This is a genomic window from Mesorhizobium sp. M0019 (genome assembly GCF_040323975.1).
Classification (GTDB): domain Bacteria; phylum Pseudomonadota; class Alphaproteobacteria; order Rhizobiales; family Rhizobiaceae; genus Mesorhizobium.
Genome location: NZ_JAMYVK010000062.1, coordinates 14,181 through 35,232, shown reverse-complemented (window position 1 = coordinate 35,232; position 21,052 = coordinate 14,181). Strand labels below are relative to the sequence as shown.

The 21,052-nt window shown below is 62.0% G+C and carries 22 protein-coding genes and 3 pseudogenes; 19 read left to right on the top strand and 6 right to left on the bottom strand.

All coding sequences use genetic code 11. The annotated features are described in order from the left end of the window. Window positions 1-297: 297 nt before the first annotated feature. Together NKK47_RS30645 and NKK47_RS30640 are read left to right on the top strand one after the other, a co-directional pair. On the top strand, window positions 298-729 hold the full coding sequence (locus NKK47_RS30645) for a DoxX family protein (protein WP_352579414.1): 432 nt from the start codon (window positions 298-300) through the stop codon (window positions 727-729). Between the two features lie 299 nt (window positions 730-1,028). After that, window positions 1,029-1,382, top strand: coding sequence for a hypothetical protein (locus NKK47_RS30640; RefSeq protein ID WP_352465355.1), 354 nt, complete (start codon window positions 1,029-1,031; stop codon window positions 1,380-1,382). 71 nt (window positions 1,383-1,453) lie between these two features. On the opposite strand, the gene NKK47_RS30635 is transcribed toward NKK47_RS30640, so the two are convergent. Then, a complete protein-coding gene (locus NKK47_RS30635; RefSeq protein WP_023675713.1) occupies window positions 1,454-1,759 on the bottom strand; it encodes a hypothetical protein in 306 nt (101 codons plus the stop codon). A gap of 710 nt (window positions 1,760-2,469) precedes the next feature. Then, complete coding sequence (locus tag NKK47_RS30630; protein ID WP_352579413.1) at window positions 2,470-3,288, bottom strand: class I SAM-dependent methyltransferase; 819 nt, start codon at window positions 3,286-3,288, stop codon at window positions 2,470-2,472. Window positions 3,289-3,659: 371 nt separating this feature from the next. Here NKK47_RS30630 and NKK47_RS30625 point away from each other — a divergent pair, with 371 nt between their 5' ends. The 10 genes and pseudogenes from NKK47_RS30625 (at window position 3,660) to NKK47_RS30580 (ending at window position 12,271) form a co-directional block, all read left to right on the top strand. Beyond that, window positions 3,660-4,064 carry a hypothetical protein gene (locus NKK47_RS30625; protein ID WP_352579412.1) on the top strand — a complete coding sequence of 135 codons (405 nt, stop codon included), beginning with the start codon at window positions 3,660-3,662 and terminating at the stop codon, window positions 4,062-4,064. Window positions 4,065-4,067: 3 nt separating this feature from the next. Beyond that, window positions 4,068-4,472, top strand: coding sequence for a hypothetical protein (locus NKK47_RS30620; protein ID WP_352579411.1), 405 nt, complete (start codon window positions 4,068-4,070; stop codon window positions 4,470-4,472). Then, window positions 4,438-5,064, top strand: a pseudogene (locus NKK47_RS30615) (terminase large subunit domain-containing protein); the annotation flags it as partial. The gene NKK47_RS30620 and the pseudogene NKK47_RS30615, both read left to right, overlap by 35 nt. 336 nt (window positions 5,065-5,400) lie before the next feature. Then, window positions 5,401-6,150 (top strand): annotated as a pseudogene (locus NKK47_RS30610) (phage terminase large subunit family protein); the annotation flags it as partial. Window positions 6,151-6,232: 82 nt separating this feature from the next. Then, window positions 6,233-7,324 (top strand): methyltransferase, encoded by a 1,092-nt coding sequence (locus NKK47_RS30605; protein ID WP_352579410.1) that lies wholly within the window; start codon window positions 6,233-6,235, stop codon window positions 7,322-7,324. Window positions 7,325-7,440: 116 nt separating this feature from the next. Next, complete coding sequence (locus NKK47_RS30600) at window positions 7,441-8,034, top strand: hypothetical protein (protein ID WP_352579409.1); 594 nt, start codon at window positions 7,441-7,443, stop codon at window positions 8,032-8,034. 509 nt (window positions 8,035-8,543) lie between these two features. Further along, a complete protein-coding gene (locus NKK47_RS30595) occupies window positions 8,544-9,707 on the top strand; it encodes an acyltransferase family protein (protein ID WP_352579408.1) in 1,164 nt (387 codons plus the stop codon). Between the two features lie 184 nt (window positions 9,708-9,891). Then, the gene (locus NKK47_RS30590) at window positions 9,892-11,634 is read left to right on the top strand and encodes a portal protein (protein ID WP_352579407.1); all 1,743 of its coding nucleotides are present in this window, start codon (window positions 9,892-9,894) and stop codon (window positions 11,632-11,634) included. Beyond that, on the top strand, window positions 11,631-11,951 hold the full coding sequence (locus tag NKK47_RS30585; protein ID WP_352579406.1) for a Bbp19 family protein: 321 nt from the start codon (window positions 11,631-11,633) through the stop codon (window positions 11,949-11,951). The genes NKK47_RS30590 and NKK47_RS30585 overlap by 4 nt, the downstream gene beginning before the upstream one ends. A gap of 38 nt (window positions 11,952-11,989) precedes the next feature. Then, a complete protein-coding gene (locus tag NKK47_RS30580) occupies window positions 11,990-12,271 on the top strand; it encodes a hypothetical protein (RefSeq protein ID WP_352579405.1) in 282 nt (93 codons plus the stop codon). Between the two features lie 14 nt (window positions 12,272-12,285). Here NKK47_RS30580 and NKK47_RS30575 read toward each other — a convergent pair whose 3' ends face one another. After that, window positions 12,286-12,591, bottom strand: coding sequence for a hypothetical protein (locus NKK47_RS30575; RefSeq protein WP_352579404.1), 306 nt, complete (start codon window positions 12,589-12,591; stop codon window positions 12,286-12,288). 153 nt (window positions 12,592-12,744) lie between these two features. On the opposite strand from NKK47_RS30575, the gene NKK47_RS30570 reads away from it, so the two are divergent. After that, entirely contained in the window at window positions 12,745-13,059 is a 315-nt protein-coding gene (locus NKK47_RS30570) for a hypothetical protein (protein ID WP_352579403.1), read from the top strand. A 223-nt stretch (window positions 13,060-13,282) separates the two neighbouring features. On the opposite strand, the gene NKK47_RS30565 is transcribed toward NKK47_RS30570, so the two are convergent. The 3 genes and pseudogenes from NKK47_RS30565 to NKK47_RS30555 form a co-directional block, all read right to left on the bottom strand. Further along, window positions 13,283-13,600 (bottom strand): YMGG-like glycine zipper-containing protein, encoded by a 318-nt coding sequence (locus NKK47_RS30565; RefSeq protein ID WP_352579402.1) that lies wholly within the window; start codon window positions 13,598-13,600, stop codon window positions 13,283-13,285. Window positions 13,601-13,794: 194 nt separating this feature from the next. After that, window positions 13,795-14,196, bottom strand: a complete 402-nt coding sequence (locus tag NKK47_RS30560; RefSeq protein WP_352541138.1) for a type II toxin-antitoxin system HicB family antitoxin — start codon at window positions 14,194-14,196, stop codon at window positions 13,795-13,797. Window positions 14,197-14,200: 4 nt separating this feature from the next. After that, a pseudogene (locus tag NKK47_RS30555) lies at window positions 14,201-14,388 on the bottom strand (type II toxin-antitoxin system HicA family toxin). Between the two features lie 110 nt (window positions 14,389-14,498). Between NKK47_RS30555 and NKK47_RS30550 the strand changes: the two are divergent. The 6 genes from NKK47_RS30550 to NKK47_RS30525 all read left to right on the top strand — a co-directional run bounded on the left by NKK47_RS30550 (window position 14,499) and on the right by NKK47_RS30525 (window position 20,938). Further along, on the top strand, window positions 14,499-15,068 hold the full coding sequence (locus NKK47_RS30550) for a hypothetical protein (protein ID WP_352579400.1): 570 nt from the start codon (window positions 14,499-14,501) through the stop codon (window positions 15,066-15,068). Between the two features lie 149 nt (window positions 15,069-15,217). After that, window positions 15,218-16,126, top strand: a complete 909-nt coding sequence (locus NKK47_RS30545; protein ID WP_352579399.1) for a hypothetical protein — start codon at window positions 15,218-15,220, stop codon at window positions 16,124-16,126. Window positions 16,127-16,149: 23 nt separating this feature from the next. Further along, window positions 16,150-17,139 (top strand): Coat protein, encoded by a 990-nt coding sequence (locus tag NKK47_RS30540; protein ID WP_352458159.1) that lies wholly within the window; start codon window positions 16,150-16,152, stop codon window positions 17,137-17,139. A gap of 210 nt (window positions 17,140-17,349) precedes the next feature. Further along, entirely contained in the window at window positions 17,350-17,595 is a 246-nt protein-coding gene (locus NKK47_RS30535) for a hypothetical protein (protein WP_352579398.1), read from the top strand. Between the two features lie 287 nt (window positions 17,596-17,882). Next, window positions 17,883-18,485 carry a phage connector family protein gene (locus NKK47_RS30530; RefSeq protein ID WP_352579397.1) on the top strand — a complete coding sequence of 201 codons (603 nt, stop codon included), beginning with the start codon at window positions 17,883-17,885 and terminating at the stop codon, window positions 18,483-18,485. After that, on the top strand, window positions 18,482-20,938 hold the full coding sequence (locus NKK47_RS30525) for a phage tail protein (protein WP_352579396.1): 2,457 nt from the start codon (window positions 18,482-18,484) through the stop codon (window positions 20,936-20,938). Before NKK47_RS30530 ends, NKK47_RS30525 begins: the two co-directional genes overlap by 4 nt. The last annotated feature ends 114 nt before the right edge of the window (window positions 20,939-21,052 follow it).

Below are 21,052 nucleotides of genomic sequence, written 5' to 3'. Positions count from 1 at the left end.
CGATGTCCTCGCACATCTGTTCGCGATGTCCCCAGTCCAAACACCCCTGTGGGAGAAGGTGGATCGGCGCGCAGCGCCGAGACGGATGAGGGGTGTTGGACGGAATGCCGCCGGCGCCAAGCTGGAGCACCCCTCATCCGTCGCCTTCGGCGACACCTTCTCCCACAAGGGGAGAAGGGAAGGCGCCACTTTGGTGCCGCGCAGTTGTATCCTGCAGGTTTTTCGGGGGATGATGTCGGGCTTGCGGCTGGTGGTGCGTCCTTGGGGCACAACCATCGTAACTCTTGGGAGGACATTATGACCTTGGAAACCGCTCAATCATCCGTTCAGTCGCCGTGGCAGACCGCGGCAATCCTCATCGGCCGGCTGATCTTCGCAGCCGTGTTCCTGATGGCCGTGATCTTCAAATTCATCGATATCGGCGCCACCGCCGGCTATATCGCGGCGGCTGGATTTCCGTTCCCGCTGTTCCTGGCCTGGTGCGCAGCCCTGCTCGAGGTCGTCCTCGTTCTATGCTTCCTGACCGGCGCCTTCTTCTCATGGGCAGCACTCGTCGCCGCCGCCTATGTGCTGTTCCTCGGCTTCGCCTTCCACGGGCCGTCGCACTGGGCCGGCAACCAGGCCGAGTTCGGCTTCTTCGTCGATCACTTCACCTTCCTGGCCGGGCTGCTGTTCGCCGCCGTGCACGGGCCGGGCAGGGTCCTGGCGCTGAGGCTTGGCAGGGGGTGATCCCCAATCTCGGAGGCGGCGTTCTCGTAAAGGCGCTCAGAAGGGTGGCTGCGACGATCCCGGCCGGGTCTATGACCGCGACCAGGGCCAGATCGGCAGCACGATCCGCACCAGCATCGTCGTGACGATCGAGAGCGGCCGGGTACCGTCATTCCGGCCATCCGCAGGTCCCGCGCAATAAAATCGACAGCTAAAGTACGAGCGTTCGAGGTTTATGCTTTTTGTAGATGCGCCTGCATTCCCTCTGTACTTCCAACATTCGGCGGGCTAAGCAAGACGCGGGTCTTGAGGGGGAATTCATGAACATCGCCACGCGTTTTGCTGCCGCCATGATCGGCACGTCTCTGCTTGCCGGCTGCACTACCTTGACCGAAGGCGAATTCAACACGATGCATACCACGCTTGAAGGCAGCCCTGTCACCAAGCGCGTGGCGATCAACGAATGCATTGCACGCGAGAGGTCCACGCCGCTCAACGAAAGAAAGACTTACGCAGCAATCATGAATGTCAGTGTCGCAAAATATGATAGCGCCTTTTGTAACCGGCTCTTTAATGCCGTTGCTAATGGCAGGCTGACTTACGCGGACTACCGCAGGCTTTCCTCGCCGGGGGCCGACAGCAGCAAGTTGATCAAGATCCTGCAGGGCCGCTAGCAGGCGCCGCCAGCAGTCTTGCCACCCCGCCGCGGCAAGCCGTTGTCGCGGCGTCAGTTATGATCGCCGCGTCACATCTGGTCGTTGTAAGGTTCCTTGATCTGACCGACCATGCGTGCCAGTTTCGAGAAGGACGGCATGTCCGTCTCCGGCTGACATTGATTGGCCAACTCCAGCAGTCGGATCGGGAAGTTGACGGCGTCGCGGCTCGACGCCGACATGCCTTCGGACCTTTCCTCGTTGGTCTCGCTGGCTTCGGCCTTGCGCAAGGCGATGTCTATCTCCTCGACGGAGAGCACGCCCTTGCGGACCAGGACCTGATTGATCGATGCGATGGCCATCAGCAGGCCTTCGAGTTGCAGATTGGCGACGTTCATGGCTTTTGCTCCCATTGGCTGGGGTTCAAACGCGCGAATGCCTGTTCTGATCCGCGGCTGCGGCTGCTCGTCGGCCGGTGAGATGCCCGGCAAATGGAGGAACCGCCAATTGCCGACGCTGCGTTCGCGCCCACAAAGTGGCTGGCGGGCAACGCGAGGCGCCGAAGAGAATTCGGATTTTTTGTCGCCGCGCCACATTTTGTTCTTGCTTTGTGCCGGCAGCTATGCTACTAATTTGGGTATGGTGCCAATTGGCTCCAGCGACCCGCCCGCCGAGGCGGTTTTTTGTTTCAGGCTTCTTTTCGATCGAACGTTGCTTGTGTTGCCGGCTGTGAAGTCGGCGGGACAGCGCCCGGGACAGTACCCCCCTCTGGCCTGCCGGCCATCTCCCCCTCAAGTGGGGAGATTGGCGGTTTCGGCGCTGCGCTCTTCCTGCAACGTTGGAGATTGGCGAAAGCCGGCGCGAAAGCCGATCTCCCCCCAAGTGGGGGAGATGTCCGGCAGGACAGAGAGGGGCGCGAAGGAATGCAGCCTAGCGGTCTTCTTGGAAGGTCAATCGGGAGGCGGACAAGGCGAGGCGCTGAAAGGAAATCGCATTTTTTTGTCGCCGCGCCACATTTTGTTCTTGCTTTGTGCCGCAGCTATGCTACTAATTTGGGTATGGTGCTAATTGGCTCCAACGACCCGCCCGCCGAGGCGGGTTTTTTGTTTCAGGCCGGTTTGGAGACGATCACGGCGAGCGAGGCGAGTTTTCCGTCACTCAGGCTTCGGATGTAGTTGCGGCGGCGCTGCAGGAATTCCGCGCCCATGACGACTTCATTTGCCTGCTGCTGCGCCGGCGAGGGCACGATGCCGGAATTGGCTCTCTTCAGCGCCAGCTCAACATGTTCGCCGGTTTCGTCGACGATTTCGTCGATGCGAAATCCGGCATCGACAAACAGGGTTTTCAATTTTTCCCGATCGGCGAGGTGGCTGGTCGCCGCAGAAACCGCCCAGGGCATGGGATAGTAGGGCTCGCCGCCGGCGAGCACGGCTTCGGTCCAGATCAGCCTGCCTCGCGGTTTCAGCACGCGCCAGGCCTCGTCGATGACCGCGGCCTTGTTCTCGATGTTCATGCCGACATAGAAGCAGATCGCCGCATCGAAGGTGCTGTCGCCAAAAGGCAGTTTCGTTGCGTCGGCCTGATGGAAGCGAACCTTGTCTGCCAGTCCGCTGAGTGCGGTCAGTCGGCTCGACGCGGCGACAAAGGCTGGTGTCAGGTCGATGCCGTCGACCTGGCAGCCATAGGTCGAGGCCAGAAACCTTGCCGGCCCGCCAATGCCGCTGCCGATATCCAGGATCCGATCTGTCGGCGAAGGAGCAAGACGGGCCACATGCTCCCGCGTGGCGATCAGTTCGCGGCCATGGAGCTGATCGAATGGATAGAGTTGCGCGGCCGCCAGTTTTCCGGCCGGGTCGGCGTCCGGGATCGCGGCCAATATGCGATCGACGATGCCGTCGCTGCCGTAGTGACTGGTGACATTGCCCATGACGCGTTCCCCTCAAGCGCAACCACCATCCCATCAACGCAAGTCTCACGCAATGCCCGCCCTTTTCGCCCCTCCTTCCAGCCGTTCACCGACGAGGGGGCGAGGTCGTCAGTGCATTTTTCCGCCGGTGCCACATTTTGTTCTTGCTTTGTGCCGGCAGCTATGCTACTAATCTGGGTATGGTGCCAATTGGCTCCAACGACCCGCCCGCCGAGGCGGGTTTTTCATTTCGGGCTCCTGTTCGACCGAATGTTGCGTGTGCTGCCGAGGTATGTCGGCGCGAATGAACGCGACCGACTATCCCGGTCCGCAACCACCTATCGTCCATAGATTTCCCAACGCGCCCGTGCGCCCATTTCAGAGAACACCCCATGTCCAACCGTTACGCCACCATCATCACCGACGATGACGGCCGCGAGGTCGTCAGCGCTATTGGCGAGTTCGCCGGCGCCGCACCCTATGCACGCCATGGCCGCTTCGAGCAGGTCGCCGCCGGCGTGCGGATCGGCATGGTGCGTGGCGGTACCGTCGATGCGGTCGGCGGCTTCGGCTTCCCGTCGGGAGCACTCGACGGCAACGCGGTGGCAATTCTCAGGGCAAGGCTGAATGCCTTGCCTGACGCCGGTACGATGAAGCCCGGCACGACGACTGATGCGAAACCGGCAAGCCAGCCGCACAAGCCGAAGTCGGCACGCGCCGGCAAGAAGGCCAGGCCGCGCAAGCGCATCGTGCGGCCAGGCAACAAGAAGCCGATGTCCGCCGGGACGGCGGAGTAGGGCATGGCCAAGGCTCCTTCCGCCGGCGATCCGCAGCCGCACGATCAAGCACCCGGCAAGCCCGGCCGAACCAGGCGGGCGAAGAAGACGCTGGCCGACGGTTTCCTCGAAGCGATCCGCGCCGATTTTCGCGCCCATGGCGCCGGCGTCATCGCCGAGGTGCGCGCCGAAAAGCCCGACCAGTACCTGAAGCTCGTGCTGTCGGTGCTGCCCAAGGATATTAGTGTCAACATCAACAATCTGGATGCATTGAGCGATGACGAAATCAGGCAGCGCATCCGCGGCCTCGAAGCCGTCCTTAGGCCGTTCCTCGAGAAGCCGGGCTTCGCAAAAGGCCTCGCACAGCCGGGCGGCAAGGACGGAATATCTCAGCCTGCTGGCGGAGCTGGACCGCAGGCGCCGCACTAACCAGCTTGCCGCCTATCGGCCCTATCCCAGGCAGGCTGAGTTCCATGCAGCCGGAGCTACCAATCGCGAGCGCCTGTTCATGGCCGGCAACCAGCTCGGCAAGACCAGGGCCGGCGGCGCCGAATGGGCGATGCACCTCACCGGCCGCTATCCAGATTGGTGGCAAGGCAAGGTTTTCGATTGTCCGGTTCGGATGTGGGCGGCCGGCGTCACCGGCGAAAGCACGCGCGATAACCCGCAGCGCATCCTGATCGGCCCGCCGCAGCAGCAGGCGGCCGGCACCGGCATGATCCCGGCCGACGCCATCGTCAGCACGATGGCGGGACGGGCGCCGGGCGCGCTCGACAGCGTCGTGGTGCGCTGGGGCGGCGGTGGCGACGTCCAGGCCGGCGAATCGGTGCTGTCGTTCAAGAGCTACGAGAAGGGTCGCGAGAAATGGCAGGGTGAAACGCTGCACGGCGTCTGGTTCGACGAGGAGCCGCCGCTCGACATCTATTCCGAAGGGCTGACCCGTACCAACGCCACCGGCGGCATCACCATCGTCACCTTCACGCCGCTGCTCGGCATGAGCGATGTGGTGCTGCTGTTCTTGTCGGCTGAGGAGGTGGGAGGGATGGGGAGGGGGTGAGGCAAGTTCAGGAAAGAAGCATTCGCTCCTCTCATCCATTGCGTTCCTTCGCGCCCCCCTCTGTCCTGCCGGACATCTCCCCCACGAGGGGGGAGATTGGCAATTTCACCGGCCGCGCTTTGCAGTCGACGTTGGAGGTTGGCGAAAGCTGGAGTGGCATCCGATCTCCCCCCTTGTGGGGGAGATGTCCGGCAGGACAGAGAGGGGCGCTGTCCCGCCATCGGAAAGTTCTTTGTCAAACAACACCATACGTCCAGCGCCTGCCACCACGATTCAATGCCGCGAGGCCACTCAATGACCCGTCACGTCACCTTCATGACCATCGACGATGCCGAGCACTATACGCCGGAGCAGCGCGCCGAGATCGTTGCCGCCTATCCGGCGCATGAGCGGGAAGCGCGGGCCAAGGGCATTCCGGTGCTCGGCTCCGGCCGCATCTTTCCGGTGGCCGAGGAGCTGATCGCCTGCGAGCCGTTCCCGCTGCCGCGCTATTGGCCGAGGCTCGGGGCACTCGATTTCGGCTGGGACCATCCGTCGGCCGCGGTCGAACTTGCCTGGGATACCGAGGCCGATGTCGTCTATGTCACAAAGGCCTGCCGAGCTTCGCAGCAGACGCCGGCCATGCAGGCGCTGACGTTGAAACCATGGGGCGAATGGCTGCCCTGGGCCTGGCCGCGCGACGGCCGCCGCGAGACGCTGGAAGGTGCCGGCACCGCGCTTGCGAGGCAATATTCGGCACATGGGCTGAACATGCTCGCCAGCCATGCGCAGTTCGCCGACGGTTCGGTATCGGTCGAGGCCGGGCTGATGGAGATGCTCGACCGCATGCAGAGCGGCCGCTTCAAGGTGTTCTCGACGCTTCTGCCGTGGTTCGAGGAGTTCCGGCTCTATCACCGCCGGGATGGCCAGGTGGTGAAGCTGCGCGACGATTTGATGGCGGCGACCCGCTACGGCGTGATGATGCTGAGGGAAGCGCAGGTCGACCCGGCGGTGTTCAAGGCCGCGCGGCGGAAGGCCGGGCAGGCCGATCCGCTGGGGGCGTTTCGGTGAGGAAAATCGGGGAGGGAGGCAATGCGCTCCGGCTCCGATTGGAAAACTGTAGTGAACGTCCGTGGACGTGGTGTAGCATCGAATGATCCCGCTCAAGGGACGCATCGGCGTGGCCTCACGGGGGCATTCGCCGATAGGGGAGGATCAGATGCAAAACGGAATTTCTCCAGACCACATACTGCAAATTGGCTTTGGGTTCTGGCCAGCCAAGACATTGTTGAGCGCCGTGGAACTGGGACTCTTCTCGCTGCTTGCGGACGGCCCCAAAACGGGCCTCGAACTGCAAGGCGCGATGGGGCTGCATCCGCGCGCAACGTATGATTTTCTCGACACCCTCGTCGCGCTCGGATTGCTGCAGAGGGACGGCGCCGGTGAAACCGGCAAATACGGCAATACGCCATCGACCGCGCTGTTCCTGGTCAAGCGGAGCCCCCAATACATCGGTGGAATCCTTGAGATGGCGAACGCACGACTGTATCGGTTCTGGGGCGATCTCACACCGGCATTGCAAACCGGAAAGCCTCAAAACGAGATCAAGGAGACAGGCAAGTCGATGTTCGGCGAGCTCTATGCGGACCCGGCGCGCCTGGAGCAGTTCATGGACGCGATGAGCGGCATCTCCATGGGCAATTTCACGGCGTTTGCCGAGAAATTCGACTTTTCTAAATATAAGACGCTGGCCGATATAGGCGGCGCAACCGGGCAGCTTTCGGCCATCGTCGCGGCGCGGCATCCGCACATGCAATGCCGGACGTGCGATCTCGCCGATGTGCAGCCGATCGCCGAACGGCGCTTGAGGGAGCGCAATCTCGGCGGCCGGGTCATCGCCGAGGCGATCGACTTCTTCGCGGACGAATTCCCCAAGGCGGACATCATCACGATGGGAATGATCCTTCACGACTGGAATCTCGAGAACAAGAAAATGCTGATCGCCAAGGCCTATCGTGCATTGCCGACCGGCGGCGCGCTGGTCGCCATCGAGAACATCATCGACGATGAACGCAGGCAAAACGGCTTCGGTCTCATGATGTCGCTGAACATGCTGATCGAATTTGGCGAGGCGTTTGACTTCACCGGCGCCCAGTTCACCGAGTGGTGCAAAGAGGCAGGGTTTAGTCGCTGCGAGATTATTCCGTTGGCGGGACCTGCAAGCGCAGCAGTGGCTTACAAATAGAGGCTTGGCACCCAGTTCGCTGGCTCGGTCGAGGCCGCGCTGATTGAAATGCTGGACCGCATGCAAGGTCGACCGCCGCCTTCTAGCGCCGCAGTGGACGGTAAGGTTCGCCGAGCATGACAATCCGCATCATTCCCGCCACTTTGCGCGATCTCTCCTATATCGCCGCCAACCTCCGGCCCGAGGACCGGGCCGAGATCGACTGCCAGTTCGACGACTGGTCGCCGGCGCTGCTGGCGTTGACGGCGCTGCAGGGTTTTGCCTATGTCGCCGAGCTAAACGGCAATCCGGAGGCCGGCTTCGGCGCTGCCGAACAGCGGAGCGGACTTTGGATCGCCTGGAGCTGGGGCACGCGTCGCATGAGGCGCTGCGTGCCTGGCATTACCGAGTTTTTTCACGCCGTGCTCGGGCCGCAGGTTGCGGCGCGCGGCGCCTGGCGGGTCGAGGCCCGCGCCTTGGCCGCCAATCAACTGGCGCTGCGCTGGCTTGCCCGGCTGGGCGCGACGCAACGCTGCCGCCTGCCCGGCTATGGCCGGAACGGCGAGGATTTTCTGCTCTACGACTGGACAAGAGCCTCTCACTTTGGAGAAAACCATGTGCCTTTTTCAAAAGCCGCCGGCGCTGAAGCCGTTGCCGCCGACACCGACCATTGCCGACAAGGACGTGCAGGCGCGCGAAGCCGCCTTGCGGGCTCAGCTTGCGGCCAATGACGGCACCGCAGGAACGGTGAAGACCGATTTGTCGCCCAGTGAGCTCACCGGCCAGCGCCGCGTGCTGCTGGGGGTTTGACATGGGCGCCATGAGAAGAGTGTTCCGCAACCGGGTGCTGGCGTGGTGGTACTGGCGCCGGCACGCGCGGTTGGTGAAGAGATAGACGGGAGCTTGCCTGCCGGGATCGCGTAAGCCGCGATCCTTCGCGCCCCCCTCTGTCCTGCCGGACATCTCCCCCTCAAGTGGGGAGATTGGCTGTCATCACGGTCTTCGCCAATTTTCGAGGGATGCAGAAAAGGCGTTGTCCTCCAAGCTGCCAATCTCCCCACTTGAGGGGGAGATGTCCGGCAGGACAGAGGGGGGTGTTCAAGTGCATGCCTCTACAATTGCCCTCCGGTGTTCCGCGTTTTCCGTAACAGCACAGCGCAAATCGTGTTCCTTCCGCACGGTTGACATTCCTCCCTCAGCCGCCATGCTGCATTGCAACATGGCAATCGAGGAGTTCGGCATGACAGAAGCCCGGTCATCGCGCATCGAGTGCCTGGACGGGCTTCGGGCGCTTGCCGCGATCTGGGTGCTCATCGGGCACTGCTTGTTGTTGACCGGCTGGCAGATTCCTATTCTTGGCGAACCGGACCTCGGCGTCGATCTGTTCATCATGCTGTCCGGCTTCCTGATGGTGTTCCACTACCAGCTGCGCCAGGAGAAGGAGCCCTGGCAAAGGCCGGAAACCTGGCTGAAATTCTGGACCCGCCGCTATTTCAGGATAGCGCCGCTGTTCTACGTCATGCTGTTCGCTGCCCTGGCGCTCGGCCCCTATCTCTATCAGTCCAGGATGGTCATCGACGAGTTCCTGCTGCGGTCGCCGCAGGCGCCCGAACGTTATCTCGACAGCGGCCTGAAGAATATCGGCGCCCATCTGCTGTTCCTGTTCGGCCTGGTGCCGAATTTCGCCTATCGCACGCCGCTGCCCGACTGGAGCCTGGGGCTGGAGATGCAGTTCTACGCACTGTTTCCGGCCATCATGCTGCTGGTGCGCAGGCTTGACTGGCTATGGGCGGCCATGCTGACCGCCGCGATCGGCAGCGCGATCGTGTTCTTGATGGGGCAGTTGTCGGTGCATTTTCCGATGCCGTCGTTCCTGCCGTTGAAGATGCAGATTTTCCTGTGCGGGATGCTGCTGGCGGGCGTCGTTCATGAAAGGCAGAAGCGGCCGTTCGTGCATCTGGCACTGGCCATGCTGCTGGCGGCGCTGCCGTTCGGCGGCGGCTATGGGCTGGGTAAGCTGTTGATGCGCGAAGTGCTCGTCCTGGGGTTCTTTGCCCTGGTTCTCTACCGCATGCTGCCGGGAATGGCGGGTATCGTGGCCAGAAACATCGCCATGACGCTCGCCAACAGGTTCTTTCATTTGATGGGTGAGCTTTCCTTCAGCATCTATTTGATCCATCTGCTGGTTCTCCAGCCGGTGGCGGCTCTGGTCATCACCCAGTACGGGCACGAGCTGTCGGCGCCGCTGCGCTTCGCGATCGTTGTTGTCCTCGTCTTGCCGGTGGTGTGCCTGCTGTCCTGGATCACCTACACGCTGATCGAAGTACCCGGCCAGAAGATGGGCCGTTTCGTGGTGCAGCGCTTTGGGCGCAAAGCCGCGCTGGAGACGACGCCGGCGGAATAAGGCGCTTCCAATCTCCCCCCTTGAGGGGGAGATGTCGCCGAAGGCGACAGAGGGGGTCGCCGATCCACGCGAGACGACCCCCTCTGTCCTACCGGACATCTCCCCCTCAAGTGGGGAGATCGGCAGCTTCGGCGTCCCGCCATTTCTTTCTTTTTCCCATTGAGTTCATCAAGCGAGGCTGACCATGAGCGATTCCCGTGCTCGCGATATTCTGTCGCGACAGGCAGAACTGGAGAGCGAACGCAGCCAGTACGAGCATGTCTGGGAGGCGGTGTCCGAATTCTGCGATCCCGACGCGCCCGACATGTGGAGCGGCAGCCGAAAGGCCGGCGTCAATTCGCAGGCCGAGCGGCAGGAGCGGCGCGGTGCGCGGGTCTATGCCAATACCATAAACTCGGCCGCCAACCGGCTGGCCGCCGGGCTGGAGAGCCTGATCATCCCGCAGTCGGAGAAATGGCATGGGTTGTCGACCGCGGCCATCAACGACGAGGAGACCGACGAGGAAAAGGAATGGGCGGAAGCGCTGCGCGACTTCCTGTTCTCGCTGCGCTACTCCGCCAATTCGAACTTCGTGCCGGCAACGCAGGCCTGCCTGCGCAATGTCGTGCGCTATGGCCCGGCCTATCTCTATGCCGAGGAAGGTTTTGGCGGCACGCTGATCCGCTATGCTTCGATCCCGGTGGTCGAGGGCTATCTCTCGCGCAACCGCTGGGGCCAGGTCGATATTTTCCACCGCCGCTACGAGCGCACGGCGCGGCAGGCGGCGCAACTGCTCGGCTACGACAGACTGCCGGCGCGGATCAAGATTCTGGTCGACGACCCCGCCAAATGCGAGACCAAGATCTCGCTGATCCAGTGCGTCCAGCCGCGCGACGAGCGCAAGATGTACAGTCTGAGAGGCTCCTACCAGTATCTCGATACGGCGTTCGCGTCCTATCACGTCATCGAGGACGAGGAGGTGATCGTCAGGGAAAGCGGGTTTCGCTCGTTCCCGGTGTCGTGCTTCAACTGGCGCCGCTACGAGGGCGATCCGTACGGCATCTCGCCGACCATAGAAGCACTGACGACGGTGCGCGAGGAGAACGCGGTGCGGCGCTCCGGCCTGCGCGCGCTGCAGCAGATCACCGATCCGGCGACCGCCTCCAAGGCAAGGCTCGACTATGTGCCGGTGCTCAATCCCGGCGAGAACTATCCCGGCCTCATCGACGATGCCGGCCGGCCGCTGATCGCGCCGATCGCCACCGGCCAGAACCCGACCTATGCCTTCAATTATGCCGACAGCCGGGCCGAGGAGATCCGCGACATGATGTTCGTCAACCTGTTCCAGACGCTGGTGCAGAACCCGCAGATGACGGCGACCGAGGCCTTGATCCGGCAAGAGGAGAAGGGCGCGCTGCTCGGGCCGTCCGGCTCGATTATCCAGGCCGGCTTTGCCAGCAATCTCGACCGCGAGCTGGGTATTCTGGAAGACAAGGGACTTTACGAGGAAGACAGCCGCTTCCTGCCACCCGCGAGCCTCGCCGGCAAGGCGCTGCGGCCGACCTTCACCGGTCCGCTCGACGTGCTGCGCCGCTCGGCCGAAGCCCGCGACACCATCCAGGTTGTCACCACAGCCATGCAGATGGCGCAGTTCGATCCCGGCGTGATGGACAATATCGACGGCGACGCGGCGCTGAAGATCGTGCAGGGCGCCGGCCGCAGCCCGCAGCGCATTTTTCGCCGCCAGGACGAGGTGGCCGGCATCCGCGATGCCCGCGCCAAGGCTCAAGCTGAACAGGCCGGCATGGCGGCGATGGCTGCCGCCGGCAAGGTCGCCAGGGATGCCGTGCCGGCGGCAGTGCAGGCGCGCGACAGCGGCCTGCTCGACGGGCTCGGCGGGCTGATGCCGCAGGGTGTGCAAGATGCTTCGGGCAGGCAGGGCGCATGAGCCAAAAACGCTTCGCCCATTCCAGCCAGGCCGGCGGCCCGGCCAAGGCGCAGGATGCGCTGGCCAAGGCCTATCTCAGAGTGTTCTCAGGCCAGGACGGCGAAATGGTGCTGGCCGACCTGGCGGCCGCAACCGGCTATTACCGCCGGCCATCTTATGGCGAATGGCTGGCCAAGACCAAAACGCCGAACGGCTTCGAGCTGCACAGCGCGCTGAGCAATGCGCGGGCCGAAGTGGTGCAGCACATTATGGGGTTTTTGATGCTGGACGAGGCGCAACTGGCGGCACTGGAGAAGGCGGCGAGGCTGGAGGGGTAGGGGGCTTTAGGAAAGCGTATGCTCAGGCGAACCCCGACGTGAACATCGAGAATGTAGTAATTCATCATCCGGCTGAGCAGCAATTACTTAAGAGGATTCTAAATTTCCTATCGAAGAAAAAGATCAATTCGATAGAAAATCTCCGCGGGATCCCTAAGGATTTAAATGATATTCTGCATCTTGTTATCATTAGGGGCGAAAATGACAAATTCTATGAAAAGTACCCGTACCCAACAGAGCAGCAGGTTCTGGATCATTCTACAATGATGGATAAGAAATATGGCCATCATTTCGTGCCGCCTGTCGGAAAATATAGGTGAAAAATGGATTATTACTATGTAGAGCCATTTGTTGCTGGTGATTTTGGCAAAAAAATACGGTTCTCGATAACCGCGTTCACCCGCCGATTGTGCACAAACTTCACTACGAGATTGACGTTTGGATAGGTGATGTCCTGATAAGGAGTTTTCCCTGTTATCTTGTCACCAAAGAAGCCGAGCTGGAGCTGCTGAAGATGCGAGTTTCTGGGGCGACGTTTGCCGACGTCGAGGTTACTGCTTCGGAGTTGTTCCATCGGCTGCAGCCAGAAACAGAACTTCCAACCTTCGTCTGGATGAAGATCCATGGGCAGCCAGGACATGATGACTTCGGCATGGCTTCGAACCACACGCTTGTTGTTTCAGAGCGGGCGCTAGACGTGTTTGAGCGCCTCGGCAATGAGTCGGCCGGGATTCATTCATTCGACCAGCCGGAGACTCATTTATGACGCCACCTATGATGCATGAGAGGTAATATGTCGACTGACCCACGTTATGATGGACAGCCGCTGCTTAGGCTACTGGAGCTTTATGTGCTCTGGGCCATCGGAGAACTTTTTCAGGAGTCGGAGGATGGCTTGAAAAAGATGGGCCCCCAACTGCAATCTATCTATGGCGGCGATGGACAATGGCATGACGCAATAGCCCAGTCTATGCACATGCCTGAGGGAATGCCGGCAGCAATCCGGGATATGTGGGCAAGGAACCTCAAAATCGCCCGCGACAATGATGTAACTCTCACACCGCAGAAATTTGCGGAGATGTTCGTGGACGAAAATTTCGTGGGTTGAACGTTCTTCTGATTGGAATTGCGAATTGAGGTGATGATGCCCCTAATTCTGCCCTGCCGTACACCCGGCTTGGCCTGACAGATCGTCCCTTAAAGGGCGTCGCGTATCGACGCGCCTTTAGGTCTTTGTTCATCCATGTCGTTGTCCCAGAACCGCTGCAAACTTTTGGGCGACATGCACTAGCCGCTGAAGCTGGCTCCACCGCGCCAACCGCATTCTACGATCAATAATCGCCGTTGTAATAGCGGTCGTCGCAGGGGGCGGTGTAGATGCGGCCGCTGGTGCGATCCTGATAGCGGCAAAGCTGTTCGCTGCGCGGCTGCGGCGTGGTGGCGTTGCCGACGACGGCGCCCAGCAAGGCGCCGGCTCCGGCACCGATGACCGTGCTCTTGGTGTTGCCGCCGATCGCCTGGCCGGCAAGCGCGCCGGCGCCGGCGCCGAGCAGCGCACCGGTGCTGGTTCTCTGCTGTGCTTCGGTCTGCGCGCAGCCTGCCAGCGCGGCGGTTACGAAGATGGCGGCAATGGCTCTGGACATGGTCATCGTCTGATACTCCCTTGAAGTCTATGAACTAATTCGCAGGCTGATTTTGCCAAGTACGGTCGCATTTGCGGCGGAACATAGGCACCGTGCCTCACGAAATAAGACATGGTTGTTTTTGTCTGACGGCCTGATCCGCAAAGAAAGTAACCGAACAAGACCCAAAGAGCTTCATCTCCAGTCGACCTTCGAGAGCGCTACGCTGCCTCGATCTGCATTACCTTTTTCGCCGCAGCGGCCAGAAATCCGGATCGGCTGTAGCCGTGGCGCTCCGCATATCGGTCAATCTGATCGAGGACATCTTCCGGAATGGTGACATTGACACGCACGACCTTCGCAGCTTCAGCTTTCAAGGGAACCAGGATGGCGACACCGCTTAGATTGTCCTTGTCCGACATCACTTCCTCCAGGGACGACGGTTCGGGAATGGCCTCGCCATCCTCGACCAGCCCCTCGACATGAAAGGCCAGTGCTTCCCCGGCCATGGCACGGGCATCATCCAGGTTGACGCCGGCTGTCACCAGGCCCGGAAAATCGGGAAAGGAGACGCCGAAGTCGCTGTCCGCTTGCTTGTGGATCAATCCGATATAGTTCCGCATTTCTCTACCTCAGCTTCACGCCGGATCGTTTTCAATACTCTTGAGAGTGCCGATCGGGATGTCGCGCTTGGGATGCGGAACTGTCACCCGGCCCGGCTTGGATTTGTGCTTGAACTGGGCGTGACTTCCTTTTCGAGCCACTTCGTACCAGCCATCCGCCAACAGCCTGTGAATGACATCGGCGCTCTTCATGTTGTGTATAGATACACATAACTGATCCAAATGTCCATGAGCTTTTGCCGCTGTTGCGTGCGGCGGCCCAGCCGACCCCGTTTTTAATCCCGCAAGAATGGAGATACCAAATGACCCGAGGTCTTGCCCGGACGCTTTCGCGTGCCGCCGCCAGAGAAACCGGCCTTGCCCCGCCCAAGGCGGGGCTTACCGCCACGACCGGGCAGGGCGGCGCCTACCGCACCGTCTTCTCCTTCAATGCCATGCCGGTGCCGGTCACCGATGCCCAGGCCTATGCCAGCCAGAAGCTCTTCGACTTTCTCGATGGCAAGGTGCGGATCAAGGGCGGCACGGCAAGACTGCAGTTCGCCGTGCTGACGCCGCGCGCCTCGACCATCAACGACAATGCCGCGCTGACCTGGTCGCTCGGCTCGACGGCAGCTTCGAGCGCGGCGCTCGCCGGCACCATGGTCAATGTGCTGGGCGCGACCGGCCGTACGCTGGATGGCGCGGGTGCCGCGCCGTCGAGCGCGTCGATTGCCGATGTTGCCGCAGCCTTGACGCTCGACGGCACCGTGACGCCGGTCGACCTCTATCTCAACCTGGCGTTTGCCACCGGCACGGATATCGACGCCGACGGCACGCTGGCGGTGTCGGGCACCATCACGCTGCTCTGGGAGAACTGGGGCGATAATGCCTGAGGCCGGCCGGCGACAGATGAGGTCGGCGCTCCACGCGCGGATACCCCCTCTGGCCTGCCGGCCATCTCCCCCTCGAGGGGGGAGATACCAAGCTTCGCCGCCAGCGCTCTCATCACCGGCCTTTAATTCTCAACAAAAGGAATCTTCTCATGACAGAACTGGCAGACGCCGGGTCCGTGGTGGCGGCGCCACCGGCGGGCAACCTTGCACGGCCACCGGCCAACCGGGACAGCGGGTCCGCCCCGCCTGCGGCCACAAGCTGGTTTGACGGTCTCTCCGAAGGCAACCGCAAGCTTGCTGAAACCAAGGGCTGGACCAAGCCTGACAGCCTCGATCGGGTTTTCAACTCCTATGCGGAGCTGGAGCGGCAGCAGGGCGAGAGCCTGCGCGTTCCGGCAGCCGATGCAGCCGCGGAAGACTGGGACAGGTTCCATGCCCGGCTGCCCGAGGCGATGCGTCCGCTGACCTCGCCCGACAAGGTCGAGTACAGGCGCCCCGACGGGCTCCCCGAAAACTTCGCCTATTCGGACGAGCTCGCCAATGCGTCCAAGGCCTGGGCAGTCGAGGCAGGTGCTACCCCGAAAGTCGCACAGGCCTATCACGACCGCTTCGTCGGCTACATGGCCGAGCAGGCCAAGGCACAGCAAATCGCCCTTGCCCGTTCGGTCGAGACGACGCACGACGATCTCGTGCGGGATTGGGGACCGACCGGCAGCGATGGCTTTCGCCAGAAGCTCGAGGTCGCCAACCGGGCGATGAAGAAGCTCGGCCTGGTCAATGCCTACAAGGCGAAGGGCATCCTTCTGCCGGACGGTGCCTTGACCGACCCGCAGATCGCCAAGGCGTTCCACGCCATCGGTGAGGCGATGTTCCGCGAAGACACAATCGACGGCAATGCTGCCTTGAGCGGAGGCAATCCCTTCAAGCGCAATGCCGCCGGCGAGCGCAACCTGACTGGCATCTCAGCCCTGGTCAAAAGCGACCCCGCCCGCGCCCGGCGGCTGGCACGCGAGGCCGGCGAAAATCCCGACCTGTGGATGCCCAACAATCCTCTTTAACCCAAACCTGAAGGAAGACAAAAATGGCAGACGCCTATACCCGTATCGCGGACGCGATCGTTCCGTCCGTCTATGCGCAATACTCGTTCGAGGAGCACGTCCAGTCGCTGGAGATTTACCAGGCCGGGATCCTGTTTTCCGACCCGTCGATCGCCTCGAAGCTCAGCCTGGGCGGACGTTCCGTCGACATGCCCGGCTGGAAGGACCTCGGCAACGATCCGTCCGAGCCGGTCAATGACGACCCGGCCGACTCGATCGAAATGAAGAAGATCGGCGCGCGCCGCGAAGTCGCGGCCCGCAATGTGCGTGCGCAGGCCTGGGGCATCCCGGATCTGACCTCGATCCTTGCCGGCGACGATCCGCAGAAGCTTATCGTGCGCCGCCAGACCGACTACTGGCAGCGCGCCAACAAGCTGACGCTGCTGGGCATACTGAAAGGCGTGCTGGCCGACAACATTGCCAATGACGCAGGCGACCTGGTGCGCATCACCGGTGCCTCCATCGTCGACACCGACATCATCGAGGCCGCTTATCTGATGGGCGACCGCGCCGACAAGTTCAAGACGATCTGGATGCACTCGAAACAGATGAAGGCACTGAAACTCGCCGACCTCATCGACTATGTGCCGTCGTCCGAGCAGGGCGGGCCGCTGATCCCCTATTACATGGGGCTCAGGGCCGTCGTCGACGACGACATTCCGGTTGCCGGCGGCGTCTACACGGCGTTCATGTTCAAGGACAAGGCAATCCTGTGGAACGAACTGCCGGTCAACACCGAAGGGGGGCCGCTCGAGTTCGACCGCAAGCCGCGGCAGGGCCATGGCGGTGGTGTCACCGAAATGGTCGGCCGCCGGCATTTCGTGCCGCATGTGCCGGGCACCCGCTTCCTCGACGCGTCCTCGGCCGGCGAATTCGCCACCGATGCCGAGCTGGCACTGGCGGCAAACTGGGACCGCACGGCGTCGAGCGTCAAGCACATGACGTTCATCGCGCTGAAGACGACCGAGGCCTGATCGGGCGAAGGGGCGGGCGTCAGACGTCCCGCCCCTTCGGGACACCAGGTCGGCCACTGTGGCGAATCCCAAGTTCACCCGCTGCGCTGCGCCAGAGTGATGTGAATTTTGGCGTTCGCTACAACATTCATGTTGCCCTTTGGCCAATCGACGGCACCAAACAGTTACAAGAAAGGGCGATGCTGCCTTGTCTTGGTAAGGGAGGTCACCATGAACATGAAGTACAAAACAGTTCAGGAAGTGCTCCGAAAAGCGGGCATTGTCATGAGTAAGAAGGGGGAAGTTCATCGCATAAACTTCTTCAGCGGCCTGGAAGACACCGCCTACTACACGCCAAGTCTTCAGGATGCCCTGGACAGGGGCTTGGCTTTGGCGGGAGGTGCCGGAAGGGTGAAAGCAAGCGTCTTTGCCAAGTCAGCTGAAACAGGGATCTCGACCGGCGCACGCGTCGGCTGACACAATTCATGCAAGACATCGCCGCGTTGCGCGGCGGTGTCGTGAAACTGCAACAACCGAAGCATTGCCGTCTTCCTTACTTCGAACGGAAAAGAGGCGGATCACGCAGCGCCTGCCACCCGTGTCCTGACGGGCGGTTGGCGTCGTGACGGCTCCATGCACGAGACGTGCAACGTTCCGCCCAAGCCAAAATCACAAGAAATCCCAGCCGCCTTGAAGCGGCTTTTTGCCGTGGAGGCACCATGCCCCGTTTTCCCCGACCAACTACACAGCCGGAGGCCTGAGCCATGGCCATCACCCCGCTCGACATCGCCAACATGGCGCTCGCCGTGCTCGACGAGGCGCCGATCGAAAGCCTCGACCAGGACGCCAAGGCGGCACGCCTGCTCAATCTGCATTTTGACCTGACCCGCGAGGCCGAATTGACCAAGCACGCCTTTGTCTTCGCCATCCTGGCGGCCTCGGTCGCCGGCTTCGACACCGGCAGCGGCGCTGGCACGCTGAACTTCGCCTATGAGCTTCCCGCCGATTGCCTGCGGCCCTTGCCGCTGACAGGGAATGGCGAGCCGGATGGCGTTCCGCTCTCATGGCGACAGGAGGCCGGGCTGATCTATTCCGATCAGGCCGGACCGCGCGTCATCCGCTATGTCGCCAATCTGACCGATCCCAACGACTGGGACGCGCTGTTCAGCGAAGTACTGGTGGCGGCGCTCGCCATCAAGATCGCCCATCCCCTGACCCACAAGGCCAGCATGATCGACGTCGCCCGTAGCGCCTATGACAGGGCGCTGGACGCCGCCTATTCAGCCAATGCCATCCAGCGCGGCGGCAGATATTCCACAATTTCCTGGGCTTTCCAGCGCGGCGACGGCCGGGGCGTCGACCGATGACCACGCTCTATCCGGTCCAGGACGCTTTCATCCGCGGCGAGATTTCTCCCCGCTTGCATGCGCGGGCGTCGCTCGATCTTTACCGGGCGGCGCTGTCCAAATGCATGAATTTCGTCACGCTGCCGCATGGCGGTATCAGGAAGCGTGGCGGCACCTATTTTTGCGCGGAGGTGAGGGACTCGTCAAAGGCGACACGGCTGATCCCGTTCATCTTCTCGGCTGATCAGGCCTATGCGCTCGAATTCGGCGATCTTTACATCCGCGTCTACGCCTATGGCGCCCGCGTCGGTACGGTCGAGGTGGCGGCCCCTTATCCCGAGGCCGATCTGTTCGACCTGCAATTCGTCCAGTCGGCAGACCAGATGTGGATCACCCACAAGGGTCATCCGGTCAAAGTGCTGACGCGCACTGCGCACACGACTTGGATGCTCGCCGATTTCGTCTTTCTCGACGGCCCATACGACAAGATCAACACCACCGCCACGACGCTAACGCCGGCCGCAACCGGCAACGCCATGCCGGTCATGGTCGCGAATACGCTGCCAAGCGGCACGGTCAGCAACAGCAACGGCTCATCCGACGTGTGGCAGGTGTTCGATGGCGACAAGCAGAAGGGGGAGAACATAGCGGGCTTTCCGAGCGGGTATCTGCGCTACCAGTTCGGCGGCGGCGGGGCCAAGACGGTCGACGCCTACTGGATTACCGCGACGAATGATCACTCAGACACTGCATCGCCGACCCAGTGGCAATTCCAGGCCTCGCACAACGGCACCGACTGGACGACGCTCGACAGCCGGGACGGAGAGACCGGCTGGTCCAAGTCGGAAACCCGTTTCTTCGACGGCTTCAACAACACGGTTGCCTACGAATATTATCAGCTGCTGTTTTCAGGTGGCGGCAGCGACGGAACCGCTATCGCCGAACTGGCCCTGCACGAATACGCGCCGTCGCAAACGCCGTTCGATCTTTCGGCCTCCTCGATCGTCGGCATCAACGACGGCATCGGCTTCCAGACCAGCGATGTCGGCCGCGCCGTTCGTCTGCTTGGCGCGGATGGCTTCTGGCGCTGGGCCAAGATCGTTGCCCGGACCAGCACCATGGTGGTCACGGTTCAGTTGTACGGGCACGCTCTGCCCGATCTCAGCCCGATCATCCGCTGGCGTCTCGGCACGTTCGTGCCCGGCAAGTATGTCCAGAGCGGTTCGCTTTACGAGGAGCGCCTGGCGTTCAGTCGCAAATTCTCGGTCTATGCCTCGCAAACCGGCGATTTCGACAACTTCGCCACCGGCGAGAAAGACACCGACGCGCTGGAATTCGTGCAGGCAGGTGGCGGTCAGGCCAACGACATTACGTGGGTGGCGGAATCGGACGGCGCGCTGATCATCGGAACGCTTGGCGGGGTGAGGGCGCTGTCTGGCTCCGGCATCGACGAGGCGCTGACGCCGTCCTCGTTCAAGAACCGCCGGTCGCGGACTTTCGGTTGTGCCCCGCTGCGTCCCGTCGATGCGGGGCAGTCGTTCCTCTATGTCACCCGCTCCCGCAAATCGATCGCCGAACTGACGCAAAATGCCACCGGCCGCTTCACCTCCGACGATGTCGGTCAAATATCGGAGCACATTCCCAAGAAAGGCGTCGTCGAACTCGCCTTCCAGACCGACCCCGATCCGCTGCTCTGGTTCCCGCTCGGGGATGGCGAACTCGGCGGCTACACGCACCAGCCGTCGCAGGACGTTCGCGGCATGCACATCCACCAGATCGCCGGAAGCTTCGCAGGATCGAACTGGGCCGTTGTCGAAAGCGCCGTGGTGACGCCCGGCCAGGACGGCAACGACGATCTCTGGCTGATCGTCAAGCGCACGATCGGCGGCGTGACCAGGCGCTATATCGAAATAAAGACCGCGCCGTTTGAGTATGGCGGGATCGGCGATGCATTCGAAGTCGACTGCGGCCTGACCTATGGTGGCGTCGCTGTGGGCACGGTCTCAGGGCTTGATCATCTCAACGGCGAAACAGTCGACGTCCTGGCCGATGGCAAGGTCTACAAGGGCCTTGCTGTGGCCGCTGGCGCGGTTTCGCTCCCCGGTGGAGCTACGGCAGCCAAATGGCAGGTCGGGCTCGGCTACCAGTCCGAAGCCAACACGCTGGAGCTCGATGTCGGCGGCCGCGACGGATCGATCGTCGGGCGGCGCAAGAAGGTGGCCAAGCTGATTCTTTCGCTGCTGGAAACCGACACAACCGGGCTTCAGGTCCAGTCGTTCATCCGCGGCCGCTGGGAGCAGGTTCGCATCCCGTCCGTGGTTGCACCCGACGGCATGGCGAAATTGTTCACCGGCAATGTCGAGGTGCCAATCGACGATAGCTGGGAAGGGCAGGGCCGGGTGAAGATCCGCCACGTCAATCCAACGCCCTGCACGATCAGGGCGATGACACCGGTGTTCGACGCCGAGCCTTAGAAACTGCTGATCTCCCCCCTCGAGGGGGAGATGTCGCCGAAGGCCACAGAGGGGGTCGGTTCGTCCTGACGCGGCCTCCTATCGCCTCCATCGCGGGGGAAGAACGCCGGCGCT